This is a genomic window from Limnobacter sp. SAORIC-690, from assembly GCF_002954425.1.
GTDB classification, from domain to species: Bacteria; Pseudomonadota; Gammaproteobacteria; order Burkholderiales; family Burkholderiaceae_B; genus Limnobacter; species Limnobacter profundi.
In genome coordinates, this window is the sequence record NZ_MQVZ01000001.1 from 2,689,169 (window position 1) to 2,703,815 (window position 14,647).

The 14,647-nt window shown below is 47.1% G+C and carries 16 protein-coding genes; 6 read left to right on the forward strand and 10 right to left on the reverse strand.

The window, feature by feature from the left end; translation table 11 throughout:
• Positions 1-444 (forward strand): ATP-binding protein (locus tag BSZ31_RS12850; RefSeq protein ID WP_168426977.1); only part of this gene is annotated, 444 nt, incomplete at its 5' end.
• Between the two features lie 282 nt (positions 445-726).
• Positions 727-1,299 carry an NADAR family protein gene (locus BSZ31_RS12860; RefSeq protein ID WP_105029072.1) on the forward strand — a complete coding sequence of 191 codons (573 nt, stop codon included), beginning with the start codon at positions 727-729 and terminating at the stop codon, positions 1,297-1,299.
• Here the strand turns inward: BSZ31_RS12860 and BSZ31_RS12865 are convergent.
• The 7 genes from BSZ31_RS12865 to BSZ31_RS12890 form a co-directional block, all read right to left on the reverse strand.
• Entirely contained in the window at positions 1,273-2,394 is a 1,122-nt protein-coding gene (locus tag BSZ31_RS12865) for a PfkB family carbohydrate kinase (RefSeq protein ID WP_168426978.1), read from the reverse strand. The genes BSZ31_RS12860 and BSZ31_RS12865 overlap by 27 nt on opposite strands.
• The gene (locus BSZ31_RS16940) at positions 2,375-3,475 is read right to left on the reverse strand and encodes a hypothetical protein (RefSeq protein WP_168426979.1); all 1,101 of its coding nucleotides are present in this window, start codon (positions 3,473-3,475) and stop codon (positions 2,375-2,377) included. The genes BSZ31_RS12865 and BSZ31_RS16940 overlap by 20 nt, the downstream gene beginning before the upstream one ends.
• The gene (locus tag BSZ31_RS12870) at positions 3,472-5,364 is read right to left on the reverse strand and encodes a hypothetical protein (RefSeq protein WP_105029074.1); all 1,893 of its coding nucleotides are present in this window, start codon (positions 5,362-5,364) and stop codon (positions 3,472-3,474) included. Before BSZ31_RS12870 ends, BSZ31_RS16940 begins: the two co-directional genes overlap by 4 nt.
• Positions 5,357-6,475 (reverse strand): hypothetical protein, encoded by a 1,119-nt coding sequence (locus BSZ31_RS12875; protein WP_146106691.1) that lies wholly within the window; start codon positions 6,473-6,475, stop codon positions 5,357-5,359. The genes BSZ31_RS12870 and BSZ31_RS12875 overlap by 8 nt, the downstream gene beginning before the upstream one ends.
• The gene (locus BSZ31_RS12880) at positions 6,472-8,415 is read right to left on the reverse strand and encodes an HAD hydrolase family protein (protein ID WP_105029076.1); all 1,944 of its coding nucleotides are present in this window, start codon (positions 8,413-8,415) and stop codon (positions 6,472-6,474) included. The genes BSZ31_RS12875 and BSZ31_RS12880 overlap by 4 nt, the downstream gene beginning before the upstream one ends.
• A gap of 793 nt (positions 8,416-9,208) precedes the next feature.
• On the reverse strand, positions 9,209-9,691 hold the full coding sequence (gene lspA, locus BSZ31_RS12885; RefSeq protein ID WP_105029077.1) for a signal peptidase II: 483 nt from the start codon (positions 9,689-9,691) through the stop codon (positions 9,209-9,211).
• Positions 9,688-10,740: a cation transporter gene (locus BSZ31_RS12890; protein ID WP_240605711.1), complete on the reverse strand. Its 1,053-nt coding sequence runs from the start codon at positions 10,738-10,740 to the stop codon at positions 9,688-9,690. The genes lspA and BSZ31_RS12890 overlap by 4 nt, the downstream gene beginning before the upstream one ends.
• A 70-nt stretch (positions 10,741-10,810) precedes the next feature.
• On the opposite strand from BSZ31_RS12890, the gene BSZ31_RS12895 reads away from it, so the two are divergent.
• Both BSZ31_RS12895 and BSZ31_RS12900 read left to right on the forward strand, forming a co-directional pair.
• Positions 10,811-11,233, forward strand: coding sequence for a MerR family transcriptional regulator (locus tag BSZ31_RS12895; protein ID WP_105029078.1), 423 nt, complete (start codon positions 10,811-10,813; stop codon positions 11,231-11,233).
• A gap of 130 nt (positions 11,234-11,363) precedes the next feature.
• Positions 11,364-11,612, forward strand: coding sequence for a hypothetical protein (locus BSZ31_RS12900; RefSeq protein ID WP_105029079.1), 249 nt, complete (start codon positions 11,364-11,366; stop codon positions 11,610-11,612).
• A 146-nt stretch (positions 11,613-11,758) separates the two neighbouring features.
• On the opposite strand, the gene merR is transcribed toward BSZ31_RS12900, so the two are convergent.
• Entirely contained in the window at positions 11,759-12,166 is a 408-nt protein-coding gene (gene merR, locus BSZ31_RS12905) for an Hg(II)-responsive transcriptional regulator (RefSeq protein ID WP_105029080.1), read from the reverse strand.
• Positions 12,167-12,235: 69 nt separating this feature from the next.
• Here merR and BSZ31_RS12910 point away from each other — a divergent pair, with 69 nt between their 5' ends.
• Entirely contained in the window at positions 12,236-12,550 is a 315-nt protein-coding gene (locus BSZ31_RS12910; RefSeq protein ID WP_105029081.1) for a mercuric transporter MerT family protein, read from the forward strand.
• Between the two features lie 18 nt (positions 12,551-12,568).
• The gene (locus BSZ31_RS17435; protein ID WP_105029082.1) at positions 12,569-12,778 is read left to right on the forward strand and encodes a GDCCVxC domain-containing (seleno)protein; all 210 of its coding nucleotides are present in this window, start codon (positions 12,569-12,571) and stop codon (positions 12,776-12,778) included.
• 92 nt (positions 12,779-12,870) lie between these two features.
• Here the strand turns inward: BSZ31_RS17435 and BSZ31_RS12920 are convergent, their stop codons facing one another.
• Positions 12,871-13,728: a sterol desaturase family protein gene (locus BSZ31_RS12920; protein WP_105029083.1), complete on the reverse strand. Its 858-nt coding sequence runs from the start codon at positions 13,726-13,728 to the stop codon at positions 12,871-12,873.
• A gap of 73 nt (positions 13,729-13,801) precedes the next feature.
• A complete protein-coding gene (locus BSZ31_RS12925) occupies positions 13,802-14,536 on the reverse strand; it encodes an AraC family transcriptional regulator (protein WP_138515462.1) in 735 nt (244 codons plus the stop codon).
• Positions 14,537-14,647: the final 111 nt, after the last annotated feature.

A 14,647-nucleotide genomic window follows, 5' to 3' on the forward strand; every position in this document is an offset into this window, starting at 1 on the left:
GTATCAGTCGCGGAATACCTTGAACAGTTGGCCGAAGACAGAGATCTTCGCATCACAGTTAAAAGCGATGCCACGGTGGAGGCTGAAACCGAATTGATTAAACGAGCAGTGAGCAATTTGCTGTCCAATGCAATTCGGTATGCGCAGGCCAACACAGAAATTACCGTGCACATTACCCGAGAAGCAGAGAGGGTGTGGATCAAGGTTTCGAATGAAGGCCCGACAATTGATCCAGTCAAATTGAACCGTTTGTTCGAACCCTTTTTCCGTGCTGAAGAGGGGCGAAGTGACACTGGGAGCAATCACGGACTTGGCCTGGCCATTGTGGCTGCAATTGCGAAACTGCATGGTGGTGATGTGTTTGCAAGCAGCGAAAATCAAGTTACGGTGATCGGCTTTTCGATTCAAACGGAACGACAATCTACACCGGTGGGCCACCCCTAAGTTCTTGTATGCCTATCTCAATAAATATGCAGTATAAACGCAGTACATATAAACGTATTATGAATTATTAAATACTGTATAATGCATTCATGCCAAAAGGAAAACTCAAACTTAAGACCGTATCGATGACACTTCGTGTCGAACCTCGCGTAAAGGCCGCTGCAGAGCTAGCTGCGAAACGAGTTCGAAGAAGTGTCACCAATTTCATTGAGGTTCTGGTTCTTGAGCATTGCGAGTCGGTTGGCATTAATCATGAATTACACACCGCCCAGGAGGACTCGCATGTCGAAGACGTCAAGACCAAAAAACAAGCCAATTCAAATCCTGGAAAATCTGAGCACGGATCCAGTGTCAGCTGAGATCCGGTTCTATCGTTCCAATGAGAAACCATATGGGGTATTTAGTAATCTTTTCCGGCGGACTGTGCATTTTGAAGGAGTTGCTTACCCGACCGCCGAGCATGCCTATCAAGCTGGAAAAGCAAGAAAAGAGGAGGTCCGTAACTGGATTCTTAGCGCTCCCACGCCCTCTCTGGTGGCAATGGCTGCCCATGGTCTTTATACTTGGGACATTGCGCCTAATTGGTCAAAAATTAAGTTTGAAAGGATGAAAGGTATACTTCTGGCCAAGTATACGCAGCACGAGGACCTAAAGCTTTTGTTGCTTGGTACGGGTAATGCACGTCTTGTCGAGTCAGCCACAGTTGATAATGCAGTCAATCGTTTGTGGGGGGAGGTAAATGGCGTGGGCAAGAATATGCTTGGGGTGTTGCTGATGCAGGTTCGTGATGAGATTCGTCAAGCGGAAGAACCTGATTCCAGCGCAAAATCAAATCTCAACGGACTTGCAGCATAAGTCGTTGACCATACTTACTTTTTCGACCATGGAGTAAGTTCCAGCTTGGGGCGATTTAACGTCAAGAGTCAAGTAAAGGTCTTTTGAGACATGGTTCCAAAGAGACTCGAAATTAGCAGTGAGCAAATCTGAAGTAAGTAGATTTTCGAGTTTGTTTTTTAGATAACCACCATCAAATTGCTTGGTAAGACCCCTCGCACCGGATTGGGTGCAGTTTAGCGCTGCCAGTGCCTGTCCATAACGGAGCGCATTAGCCAAGCCGAGAGGGGTGCTGTCTCTAAAGTTTGTCTTTTTTGAAGATAAATAGTGCAGAAATCCCGACGTGCACCAGTCACCTGCCCCCGCAGTGTCAGAGACTTTGGGGACATTCAGTGCTTCTAAAAAATGCCAGTCAGAGTCTTTCTCTGCTGCAAGTTTAAAGCTGAGTCCCTTGGCTCCCTCCGTCCTGATCTCTATCTCTATCTGTTCCCGATTAAAGTTCTTCAATTCGTCTATTCGATCATCCGCGTATTTCAACACGTTGCAAACATCGAGTGCCTCTTGAAAAGAGTCGCAGTCTGATTGGATGGTCGAAGGTTCAAATACAACCATGGCGTCACGGCTACGATAGGTCTTGGCAAGGCTCAAGGCCCAAGGCGTTACCCGATCAAAGTAAAATACATCTGTAGTTTTTATTTCACTCAGAACGGTATTGCAAAGCGCTGCGTTTTCGTCAACCGACAGAAAACTTCGTTTTGTGCCACAGATCGGACAACAGAAACTAAATTTATGGGTTGTTTGGTCGTCCCCTGGCCATTGATAAACAATTGGTGTTGGAGTGGACTCATCGCGCACTATGAATCGTGTATCTGCATTTAGTGCTTCAAATTCTGAAGAAATGCGAGCAGCTGCACGGTCATTGCCTAATTTGGCAACAGGAACAGCGCACCATCCAAGGTACGCAAGAATGGCCAAAACATTTCCAGCCGATCCGCCCAGACTGGATGTAGCCGATTGAACTTGATCACAAATCAATACATCCAGCGCAACCAACCCTGTTCCCACAATTCTTGGGGTTTGCAATTCGTTGGCTGAACTATAGAGTTGTGTTGTCATAAGGGCCTCCAGCCAGCAAAATATGCCAAATATGATCTGGTTTAGCGATGTGTACAGAGGTTGGAATTTCTGAAAGGAGATTGTACCCGACTGTTTCAACATAAAGCATTGGCAAATCAAGGTCGATTGCGGCTAAGAGCATTCCCAAGCTCCCGATTCTCCATCCGCAAGGAGAGAGAACCGTAGTTGCCTTCCGCTCTGTCGCTGTAAACACCTCTTGCCTAGCATTGATCATTTTAACAATTGATCGATATACATCTAGAGGGTTGGACTCATGTGCATAAATAACGTTCAGATGACTACAATCCCACTCGCCATAAAAATCTTTCTCGTATTCGAAGAGAAGCTCATCGCCTCTTCGCGCGATTTTGGACGGAAAAGGAACTATCGGACAAACTTCCCCCACACTTGAGGTAGATGACAACGCTCGGTACATTACTCCCATTTGTGCTGAGGACCTTTCAGAGAGTTGTGGTACCCAAAGTTTCAGATTTCCCGAGGTGCTGTCAAGCCCCATGGTTCCTTGAAATCCATGCATCCATTCAGCTCTGTCGCTAGATTCAGAGACCAGTTCATGGCCATTGGATTCTGCCGATGCAACAAGCAAGTGAACGTTCGAGCCCATATCCAAACCCGCTTGTAAAGCTTGTTGAACAATGGGAAAGCATACTCCTCTGGACATGCCCGTCGCGTCAATTACTATGTCGGAATAACGTTGTTTGTACCATTCTTGTGCTTTGGCAACTGCGTTCCTTCCGCCGACCGTTGCGCCGTCGCTAGCTATCACTTCAATATCGACAAATTCCAAGCGAGTGTTGTCATGACGTGAGGTGAGATAGTCCCTGTGCAACTTCCCAATAGACTCTAATGGCACATTGTGCCGGCGCTTTTCTACGATAGATCGAATGTCGAGGTTGGGTACCTTCGCAAACACTTCGGCAGGAAAGAACAAGCTCTGAGGCTGAATTCCCAAAGTAGAAATAAGCAACGTCCGCTCAGCGTTAGAAAAATGTTCCTGAACAAAATTGACAACTTTGTCACCGCTTTGTGCAAAGCACTTGCCTGAGTTAAAACAGGTCATTTTTTAACGCTCTCAATCAACTGAGAAAGAGTCCCTTCGCAGAAACCGCCTTTACTGAAGGTTAAGCCGTTGGCGAGGATTGGAAGGCCTCCGAGCTGGAAAAGGCACCACGTTTTTCTCTTGCATTCGTATCCTTCGTACAATGTGACGGCATTGTAGGCAAGGGCGTAATGGAGTACAGAAATTAATTCACCACCATTTTTTTGAAACTGGTCCATCTCGCTTTGTAAAATTCCAAATGCATTGGCCCCGCTGTCAAGTGGCGCATTCGGCGCCAATGTTCTTTGCAAGCAATGTGAGGCAATGAACTCAACCAGAAGTCTCACCTCAGAACTGTGAGGAAAATTCCAACTTTGAATTGTTTCTCGTGCCGTCTTAACCAAAGTGGAGTTTTGTGATTTAGCATCTAATTGGGCGGTTTTTCCTCTCACAACTTTCGTTTCGAGCTGGTCGACCAGCACGCCAGCTAGATGAATAAACTGTTCAATGTTTTCGCTGCTTGCGTCGGCGAGAGTTTCAAAAGAGTAGTAATAAGGTTTCTCAAACTCATGATACAACTGGAGATTAGCACCGTTGATCAACTGAGAACTCACCGATCTTGGTTCGGACATGGTTTCTGCCAAATCCATTTCTGAACCAAATAGCTCCGTTTGAGGGGTTCGACGGCGCTCCCGGTGTATCAGAATCCTAGTCAGCGCGAGTTTCTCATCTTTTGAAACATGCTCAGGAATCCAGGAACGTATCTGATCCAGGCGGTCATCTGAAAAACCAGACTCTTTGGCGGCCAATAACACACTTTTCTCTAGCTCACTTAACTGACTTTTTGAAAGCTCTGGCTTGGATGCGGAGAGACTATCCGGTAATTGAACACCGCGACGGCGCAACGTGGGCATGTGATCTATGTACCGCTTTGCGATATCTTTTACCGCAGAGCGATATGCCCTTTTTTCTGTAGTGGTAGACCCGCGCTGCATGAGTTTTAGAATCCAGTCCCGATTTTTTGTACTTCCGAACTGGGCTACTTCCTTATTTTGCAGCGCTTTTCGGAGTGCCTCAGGACTTACGGCATCAACTCGGGTCATAAGCCAGCGAGAAATTTTGATTTCCCGATCTCTCAGCCATGTGTCGACCTCAAGGTATTGCTCTGGATGTAACTCATGGGCATCATCCATGATGAATAGTGGTTTGAGCGTTAGCTCACTGGTAGAAACACCCTCAATTTCCGGCACCAAGAAAGCATCAATAATCTGGAATATCTCATACGTGGACTCCGGTGCGGAGATCGACAACTCATCTTCTTTTGGAGGGACCAATGCGGTGATGATCCGAAAAATTTTCTCCTCAATTGACCTTGCATAGTCGCGAAATACAATCGGATCAGAAGTATGCACAAGACGCGCTTGAACCTCGGATTGTGGGCGTACAACAATCTGAACTTCATTTAACTTAACACCAGCACCTTCTAGCTTACGAAGCCAACCAAGAACCGATCTAGCTTGAACGAAAGAGCGCAGTAAACCGTGCCTAATCTTTGTTGAGTATGGAAGTTCCCATATGCTTCGTATGTCAGAAGAAGTTGGCAATCGGTATGCAATGATCCTCGGTTTACTATCCGCAAGAATATTGAATTCAGCCAATGCCTGGGCTAGTTCTTTGTGATCTTTGTTGTGGAGTGATTTCAGTAGTGCAACTACTGTGTCAAATTCTACTAATCTTGCAATAGATGTTTTTCCACTGCCCGGTGTCCCGACAATCGTCACGAGCCGATCAAAATAGGCGGAGCTTCCATCCTGAAAGAAACGTCTCAATGGCTCTGGACTCAAAACTTGAATCAGACTCGCCGGATCATCAAAGTACTCGGTAGCCCTTTTTTTGAATGGATTATCCATGGCCGATGTGACGCTTTTTTCTTGAGAACAGGGGTTTCATTTTTGGAGATGGCTCCTTCCAACGGTCTGTAGAGGATGCCCAGAGGGTCGCAACTGAATTGTTCGGAGTATTGTGGTAAAGCACGAGGGGAAGGCCTCCCTGCTTATACCCGTACCAGATGTCTTTCCCAACTATGTCGTCCTCAATTGACTTATCGTAATGCCTTTTTAAGAGATCAACCAGATCGGGGGAGCTTGTTTCGCTCACGACGATATCGTTTTCAAGTACGTATGAAAAAGTCGCTGAAAACCGAAAGCTTGGGTTTTGTGCCCTATATTCAGACAACTTTTCTTCTGTTGTTACAGCAGCCCGCTTTGTGGCCAAGTAATGATGAACATGAATGCAGCATCCCTTTGCGATTGCCTTGTATTTATCGTCATTAAAACGATGATTGTTTTGCTCGCAAAAGGTTGGGATTTTGCCGCCCCACTTTCCTTTGTCAAATCGAATGAGAGTGGTCCCTGATGCCGTAAAGTCATCTAATAAACAGATTCGCTCAAAAAGCGTTTCCTCAGATTCAAAACCGTTCTGCCCTAAACGCTCGCGAAGTGCGTCAATAAGCTTCTCCCATTTTTTCTCCGATATCTCACTGGCGGCCACAATTTGCTCGTTGGACACGGTTCCTTCATTGTCCCTTCTAAAGACATCGATCTTGGCCCCGTCGCTAAGGCCAACGTACAGTGTTCGAAGCCTCATGAGCAATAAACGCTTTTCTGCTTGCTGGTCGCCCCACGCTTTGTAGTAAGGCAGCTTAAGCTGTGAAGCAACCTCCAAATGCATTTCTTCCAAAATAACTGGCATCGTAAGGTTGACTAAATGATGCATTTCCTTCTGCGAGACATAAATCAATTGTTCTCTTAAAAAGCGGTAGGCTGTGGCCCGATCAGTCACATCGAACTGGCCAATCCAAGCCAACAGATTTGCATAAAAATGGGCGCCTGGACTGTACCCTTGGTAGTGATCATACTTTGAGTTCACCAGCAGGCTTAACCAAGCGAATTCCTTGGTGGCTTGACTCTCGTTCCATTGCATGAGATCAGCAAGTAGTCTCATTGCAAGTTTAGATTTCACATTGCCCCCATGCTTTCAGCGAATATCGAGTCTAGGTGATTTAAAAAATCATCAGAGAATCGCAAACCGCTTGTCGTTTTTTCGAGCGATTCTAAATAGAAGATGGTGCCTGCAGAGCACTTTATCCCTCTTGGCAAGAGGTTCCAGCAAGATTCGGAAAAGGGCGAAACTTTATCAACACTGAAACTCAAACCCTCTCCGAGTAACTCAAAGTCATTGCCCTCGATATTGCCCGAATCACCGATTCTTAAAACCTCAGTTCTGGGATCCACTTTCAAAGAGCGAGATATTTCGTTGACGACTGATAGTTTGCTCGTGGCGTCAGTTAGTACATCAACCGAATGTCCGGAGCAATAAACTCGCCAACCATAATTACTCGTCTTTTGAATCCAGTATTTAATCGCACTGACTACCCCGGACATTGGGCTCATGTTCGCCATTCGAATACTCAATTGCCCGCCATGTTTCCTAACAGAACCCGAAACCCCGGTCAGTATACCGTTATCTTTTAGCCATTCTTCCAAAATATCAAAGCGATTATCGTGTATTGGATGTTCAAATTTTGCTTCGTCAAGTCGCGCAATTATTGATCCGCTGTAGTACCCAATGAGAATTTTAGACCATACGTTTGGACTTAACTTGCCTCGCAGATCGTCATGAAGTGAATCACCTCGACCTGTTGCAAAGCCAAAATGAATCCCCTCCCCTGCCATACGCTCAATGATTGGGACTAACCTTTGATCCAATCCATCAAATCGTTTTTCTGTATCGCAGACAGTGCCATCAAAGTCGCAAACAATCGCCTTGATTCGGGCTGAGCGTAACTGCGCCAGAAATCTGGATGAGCCGCCCATCCAGCATTGATTGTGAGTTACTTTTTCAGTGTTCCCCTTGATTTTACGATGTAATGCGACTGGGTTGGCTCTGGGTGCAGGAATCAGTTTTTGGATATCAAGGGAATGAATACTTCTACCGAACTCTCTGACCTGAGGCTGCCCTGGATCTTTGCCTAGGGCATCACCCAAAATCCCTGTGATCAAAATTGAGTCGATGACACTAACAATATTTGCCAGCGCAGGGTCATTGGGCAGTTCAAGCCTGATCAACGGAATGTCTTCGGGAAACAAAGCCAGCGTTGATTCACATAAAACCCTGTCCTTGGTGCAATTGAACGCCAGAAAACAAGGTGACTGTACTGGGTCCGATAGGCGTAAATGACGTCCGTGTGCGAATTGTCGATAGTCGGTAGCCTCGCAAGTTCCAAAGGCAGATTCCGCTAATTTGGATTCAATATCAATCGCACCGATGTGGCCAACCAACCCATGCAGAATTGAGAGTGATCTTCTGGTTGGGAAATATTCCCCTAATCCTTGGCCAATTAGTATCTGACGTCTTTTTTCAAGCCATACATGGTCGATCTCCTTGAGTTTATCTATCTGATTTTCTTGATAGGCTCGCGCAAGTAAAACCATGGTTGCAATGAGCGAGTTCGTGGCCAAGTAGCCATCTTTTCGCCACGGCATGTCAAAGGCTACGGCCGCCGTGGTGCCTTTTTCTTGGCACTTCATTGCCAGTGGAGAATCTGACCGAAGCACTAGTGCCACGCTTGGCATTTCGAGAAATGCAAGATGGTCTGCCGCAGCCAGAATGTCCATATTTTTGCCTTCAGCTGAGATCAGCATCGCTCCAGTGTTTTGCAATTGTTTCTGAATGGCCAAGAAGTGACCGGGGGTACGAACATTCGACAAATGGCCGTTGTGGTTTTCGTGAAGCATTGCCATGAATGCTGCAGCGGTTGTAGATCCTCCTGAACCGATACCAACTAAGCTTTGCGCAGAGAGGCTTATTAAGGAGCGTGTAAGTTGCTCTATGTTCTGACCTAGGGCCCATTTGATCGCTTTTGGAATATATTCGATTTCTTCAGAATACTTCTTGCCCATGACTAAGCTCCAAGATGGACTGTTATCAATGTTGTCCTAAGCGATTTAAATCAAGCGCAAAACCCCCATGGCCAAGGCTTGAGCTTCATAGGTTGAGCTTAACAGGGAGCATTGAATTTAACATTGCGGAGTCCCCAAAATCTAGACGGAACGTTAACCGCCAAACAGGCTCTTATTATGCCGATATAAGCCATCATGAACAGCAACTAAGTGCCGGGGTCTTTAAATGTACCGCTAATTTCGGGAAGATTGAAACGATTTTTAGCCACTAAAGGCTGCGCGATCTCAACTTGCTGCACGATTGAATTCACCGTTTATTTCTATTGGAATTAGATGTCAGATCTTCGGTTGAAGCATGATCACAGCCATTCCTGCCTAGGCCAAGCCTGCGCCTGCAATATCCCACCGAGTCAGATTGATCCCTTCAACCCAGTAAAGCCAAAGCAAACGAACTCAGTTTGTTTTAAATCGAACTGTGGCTTTCTTCTTGTTGACGAATTCCACAGTAGCCACTGCAGTGTAAGCAGAACCTTTCAGCTCAACCCCCTCGCTTTACAGAACAGTGTCCTTTTCCATCAACGTTCTTTCGACTTTATGACCGAACACCTGGAATGTTACTTTTCGGTGATCATTTGCGTGCAATTGAACGTTCTCTGGTTTCGCCATTAATTCAGACTCTGTGTGATTGGAGTCATCGAAAACACCGCTATGTTTGGGTTAGCCCGCATTCCGCAGAGCTATGACCAGACTTGCCTGTAGTACGGGCGAATTAACATATCGGACATGAGAAAATCTACTGCACTGTCCCGACCGCCCTTTGCTGGAAACCCGACAAAATCAATAAGCCAGCACCAATGACAATCCACACATCAGCCAAATTAAAGGCCGGCCAGTGCCAATGATTGAAATAAAAGTCGAGCCAATCGACCACTGCACCCCGAACAATTCTGTCGACGAGATTACCCACCGCACCGCCCAAAATTAGAGCATAGGCAGTCGCCTCAATGGGCCTTGGTTTCCGAACAATCAGAACTACCAGAAATACAGACGCGAAAGCTGCAATGCCGGCAAGAAATAACCTTTGCCAACCTGCCTGATCAGCCAAAAAACTGAACGCGGCACCGGGATTGAGAACATGAACCAAATTGAAATTCTCGGCAACTGGCATTGAGTTGTGTAGAGGCAACCAAATTTCAATCACTGCTTTGGATGCCTGGTCCAACACTGCAAATAGCGTTGCAAAGGCGATCCAGTACCAAGGACGGAGGATCTTCATTTGAGCTGCAGGATGCGACGCGCACCGTTTAAAACGATCACACCAATGATGGTGCCAATAACAAGGTCCGGGTAAGGAGAAGCAGTAAACATTACCAGGGCACCGGCCACTATAACGCCGAGATTGGCAACCACATCGTTCGCGGAAAATATATAACTCGCTTTCATATGAACGCCGTCTTCGCGTTTGCCTGATATCAGAAGCAAACAGCTCACGTTAGCAATCAAGGCTATGACGCCCATTCCGATCATCAGGATGGACTCTGGTTCACTACCATACACAAAGCGCCGGGCAACCTCAGTCAAGGCCCCGACGGCCAAGAGTAGCTGCAACCAGCCCGCGAGATGCGCGGCGCGAGACTTCATGCTTGCCGCACGTCCCACAGCATAAAGTGCCAAACCATACACAGCAGCATCGGCGAACATGTCAAGAGAGTCGGCGATCAAGCCAGTCGATTGAGCGATTAGGCCCGTCGTCAACTCAATCACAAACATGAAAGCGTTAATACCGAGCAAAAGGCGCAAAGTACGCGCCTGGGCGGCATCATCAATCGCAGCGGTAGAGGCAGGCGAGGAAGTTGCCTGCTTAGACTCTCGTAAAATAGCTCCAAGCTTAAGCGATTCGAGCTTTTGCAACAACTCATTGGGCGAGCCATTGTGGGTTGCTTTAACGACCCGGTTGCTTAAATCGAACGACAGCGATTGCACGCCGGGCACATCCTGGACGGCCATTCGAATCAGATTCTCTTCGGAGGCGCAATCCATCTTCGGTACGGAAAAGACACTCACCAGCAAGCCTGCCTCAACATTTACGCTCAACGGTTGAGTATCCAGTAAAATTGTACCTAGGTTAAGTGGCTGCAGGCGTTCCAGCAAGCGATTAGGTTCTCCCTGATGCCGGGCCTTGAGTTCTCGTCGGGACAGATCGAAGTGCAGCGACTCGATATTATCAATACTACTTAATGCCATGCGAATCAGGTTTTCTTCCGAAGGGCAATCCATCTTCGGTATAGAAAAGGTGCTCTCTTGATGATTGTTTTCAGTGGTCATGTGGCGACTTAAGAATTCAGGATATAACGATGCTAAACCCTATAGTTAGTATAAAGTCAATGGAGGCGGGATGAAGATCGGAGATTTAGCAAAAGCCGCCGGTTGCCAGCCCGTAACGATCCGCTTTTATGAGCGAAAGGGCCTGTTGGGCAACGCAACAAGAACCGAATCAAACTACAGGGTCTATGGTTTGCAAGCTCTAGAGCGACTGGCTTTCATTCGCAACTGCCGGGCATTGGGGTTGACATTGCGGGAAATCGCCAGACTCATCGCGATCCAAGACGATGCTGGCACGCCATGTCATGAAGTCAACGACTGCTTGGACAAGCACTTAGCTGACGCGCGCCTTCAAATGCAGAAACTGAAATTGCTGGAAAAGGATCTCACTCGGCTGCGTAACCGATGCTTAAATCCCGGTATGTCAGCCGAATGTGGCGTATTAAGCGAGCTGGCAGCAAAAAGTCAGATGGTAGCGCTTCGCACCCGAATTTAAGTGGTGTTTCAGGTCGAGAAAACAGGATAAACGCGGTCCATCGCTTGGCCCAAGTTCATTAAAGGCGAAACCACTCCAGCAGCGCACTTGCAAACATTTTGCGTCAAACCTTCAAACTAGATTTGCGAATATGAGCCGACTGATCTTCATCATTGAATCCAACCTTGTCTGGTTTGTGATTGGAATTGCATTACTGGGGTTATTGGTCCCAGCATCGGGCCAGTTTCTGGAGCCCGCAATCGGACTAATGCTGGCACTTTCGATGTTTGTCATAAGTCTGACGTTTGATGCGCATGACGTGCGGTTAGTACTTCGCAAACCATCAAGGCAGATTTTGGCGCTGGGATTCCTGCCGCATTTTTTGCAGTCATTCAGATGATTACTTCTCCAATAGCTGCGAAAAATCCTAGCTGGCGCTCATAATGGCATCATCATTGTCATCTAATCCAGTAGGTCTATAACTTCGCGGCAGACTTTACACAAATTGATGCAGTATAGGTAATTCTCTAGGCCTGCATGATGGAATTAATCTTCACCCACCAATGCGTCAATAATGGGGCAACTGGTCGAGTCGTCTGCTGCATTGCACCGAGCCACAAGCTGCAACAAAGTATCTTGCATTTTAGTCAGGTCGCGGATTCTCTCGCCAACAGACTTCAGCTTGCTTTCGGCCAGATCTTGGGTTTCGCGGCAGGAACTAGCGTTGCTCAAAACCAGCAGTTCAGACACCTCTGCCAAAGTAAAACCCAATAACTGGGCGCGTTTGATAAAGCTGATCCGCTTAACGTCGCCGACACCATATTTACGAATACCGTGCAGGGGCTTGGCAGGCTGTGCCAACATGCCCACGCGTTGGTAGTAGCGAACCGTTTCAACATTCACGCCTGCTGCCTGGGCCAACCCGCCAATGCTCAATATGTGTTTCTTAATCATGCCTATTGACTCCGTACTTGGGTACGGCTTTCACAATACCATTTTCACACTGCATTCAGAGTAATCAACATGAAACCACTTCAAAATACCGGCACCCTGATCGCAAGCGCACTGGCGGCATTCGGGGCTTCCATTTGTTGCCTTGGCCCGCTTTTGCTGCTGGCTGCAGGCGTGGGGGGCAGTTCGTTGCTGGGCATGGTCACCGCCCTGGAACCCTATCGACCCGTTTTTATCGCCATCACGCTCGGTTTGCTGGCGCTGGCTTATTACAAAATATTCTGGCGCAAAGCGGATTGCGAAAGCTGCAGCCGTGGCCAGAAAATGGTTTTCTGGGGCATCGCAGTGCTTTCACTGCTCATGCTGGCCGTGCCATGGTTCATGTAAAAATAAGGGGAAGGTGCCATGACTGACGTTGTACTTGAATCGATTTTGACCTGCCCAAGCTGTGGCGTAAGCACGCCGTGTATTATGCCCACAAACGCGTGCCAGTTTTTTTTCCAGTGTGGGCACTGCAGCACGCTACTCAAGCCCAAGCTGGGCGATTGCTGTGTATTTTGTTCGTATGGGTCGATGAAATGCCCGCCTATTCAGAAAGGCAATTCGTGTTACTAGACCACGAATCCCTGGTGACAGGACAAAACTGAGAATGCGCGAAATGATGTCGATAAACCTGAGCCATTTTTATTCCTTAATTTAGAATGAAGTTACCCATGTTTTTTAACACTTGTTGTTCTCCGAAAAGGCCAAGCAATTTGTTTCAAGTATGTGGTTGGCATTTTTTCACGCATGCCAACCTCCCCTTTTTTTACGCCGTTGACTGTGTGGTGAAAAGTTCTGAAAAGTTGATCCCAAATCATCCAAAACTCGCCAAAGTTGACTTGAGAATCCTCGTACTCTTTCTTGTGATGCCAGCGGTGGATTTCGGCTACACCGAGAATATTTCTTAATGGGCCAACTGTGTAGTCTAAGTTTGAGTGTTGGAACGCCAAATGGACTGCAATTATCGTGTACCAACATCCAACCACCTCCGCAGGAGCTCCTAAAAAAATTGCTAAGAGTGTTCCCGGGCCAGCCAAAAGCAAAGCGCTCAGAGGGTGGCGGCGCTCACCATTAAGCCAGTACAGGCGTTCGGCGCTGTGATGCAGTGCATGGAGTTTCCACAAATAATCATTTTTGTGGCTCAACCAATGCATCAACCACAGTCCAAAATCAATGATGAGACCGGCTACGAATACCTGAGCCCATAGTGGCAAAGTGTTTGGCCAAACTTTTGAGAAAGGAACAAGTACACGAATAATCTCTGCTATTTCAACGCTTGCAAAAATAAACCCCAAGCTAAATGTTGCGTGAAGAATATCAGGAAGGGTATCTTCATGGTCTAGGTTCCAAGATGGTTCGTACGGCAAGACCCTTTCCAAGATGGCCACTGCGCTCATGCCTGCACCAGCAACCAAGATGGCATACGGCCAATGAGAAATACCTGCTTCAATTAATAAGAGCTGAGCAAAGGCGGTGATACCGAAAATAATCGGATATGAGCCCAAGCGAACTAAATCATTCATGACGGATTCCCCAAGATTTGTTGATGAACGCCAATACTCAACGAATCTGTTCCCTTTGTATTGAATGAAAGAGCTACCGATTTTTATGGCTTGTTATTGCCGTTTGGGCGCTCATGTAGGTAATGCCAAACGCATGTGCAAACGCCCGGCTCATGTGAGCCTGATCACTAAATCCTCCAGCGAGGGCTGCGTCGATTGGAGACTCTCCCGCTAGCATCGCGTTAATCGCCAAACGGAGTTTTAGCCATTTTTTGTAACTCCTAACCGGAATTCCGAGTTGTTCCACGAACCAATGTGAGAATCTGGAAGGCGACATACCCGCGATCTCTGCCAAAGAGAAGCGGTTTGTGTAATCTTCCTCATTCAAAGCAGAGTGTATGCGGGAAAGTACAGAATATATTCTTGAATCCATTGTTCGACTTGGACGCAAGACAGTCAGTATCGCTTCTAGAGGGTTTTTTGCATTGACCAACGTCTTAAGGCAACTTGTGAGCTCTAAAGCCCCCCAACTGTCATTTAGACCTGAGCTTGGGTCAACCAAATGGTCGAACAATCGAGATGCTGGGTCAAAGTAAAACGAGCAAACCTTTCCGGTCACAAGGCGATGTTCGACGTTGGGTCTGAAATACGCAGCTTGAACAGGTAAACAGTCTAAACCTGGTATCTCCAGATAAAAAGTACCCTCTAATGCGATGGTGATTTGGGCTGCCCAGTGCCGATGCATTGTGTTGTCTCCGACACTGCCTCGGAATACACCGATGCCATCTGCAATCGACAAGTCACCCATCCAGTTCGTTTTTTCACTCACGTGAAACTTTACCCAAAAGACAACCGGGCCGATGCGGCCCGGTCTAACTAACGCTTTACGCGCAAAGTGGGCATGCTGCCAAGGCTACCCCTACAAGACCAAACACACGGT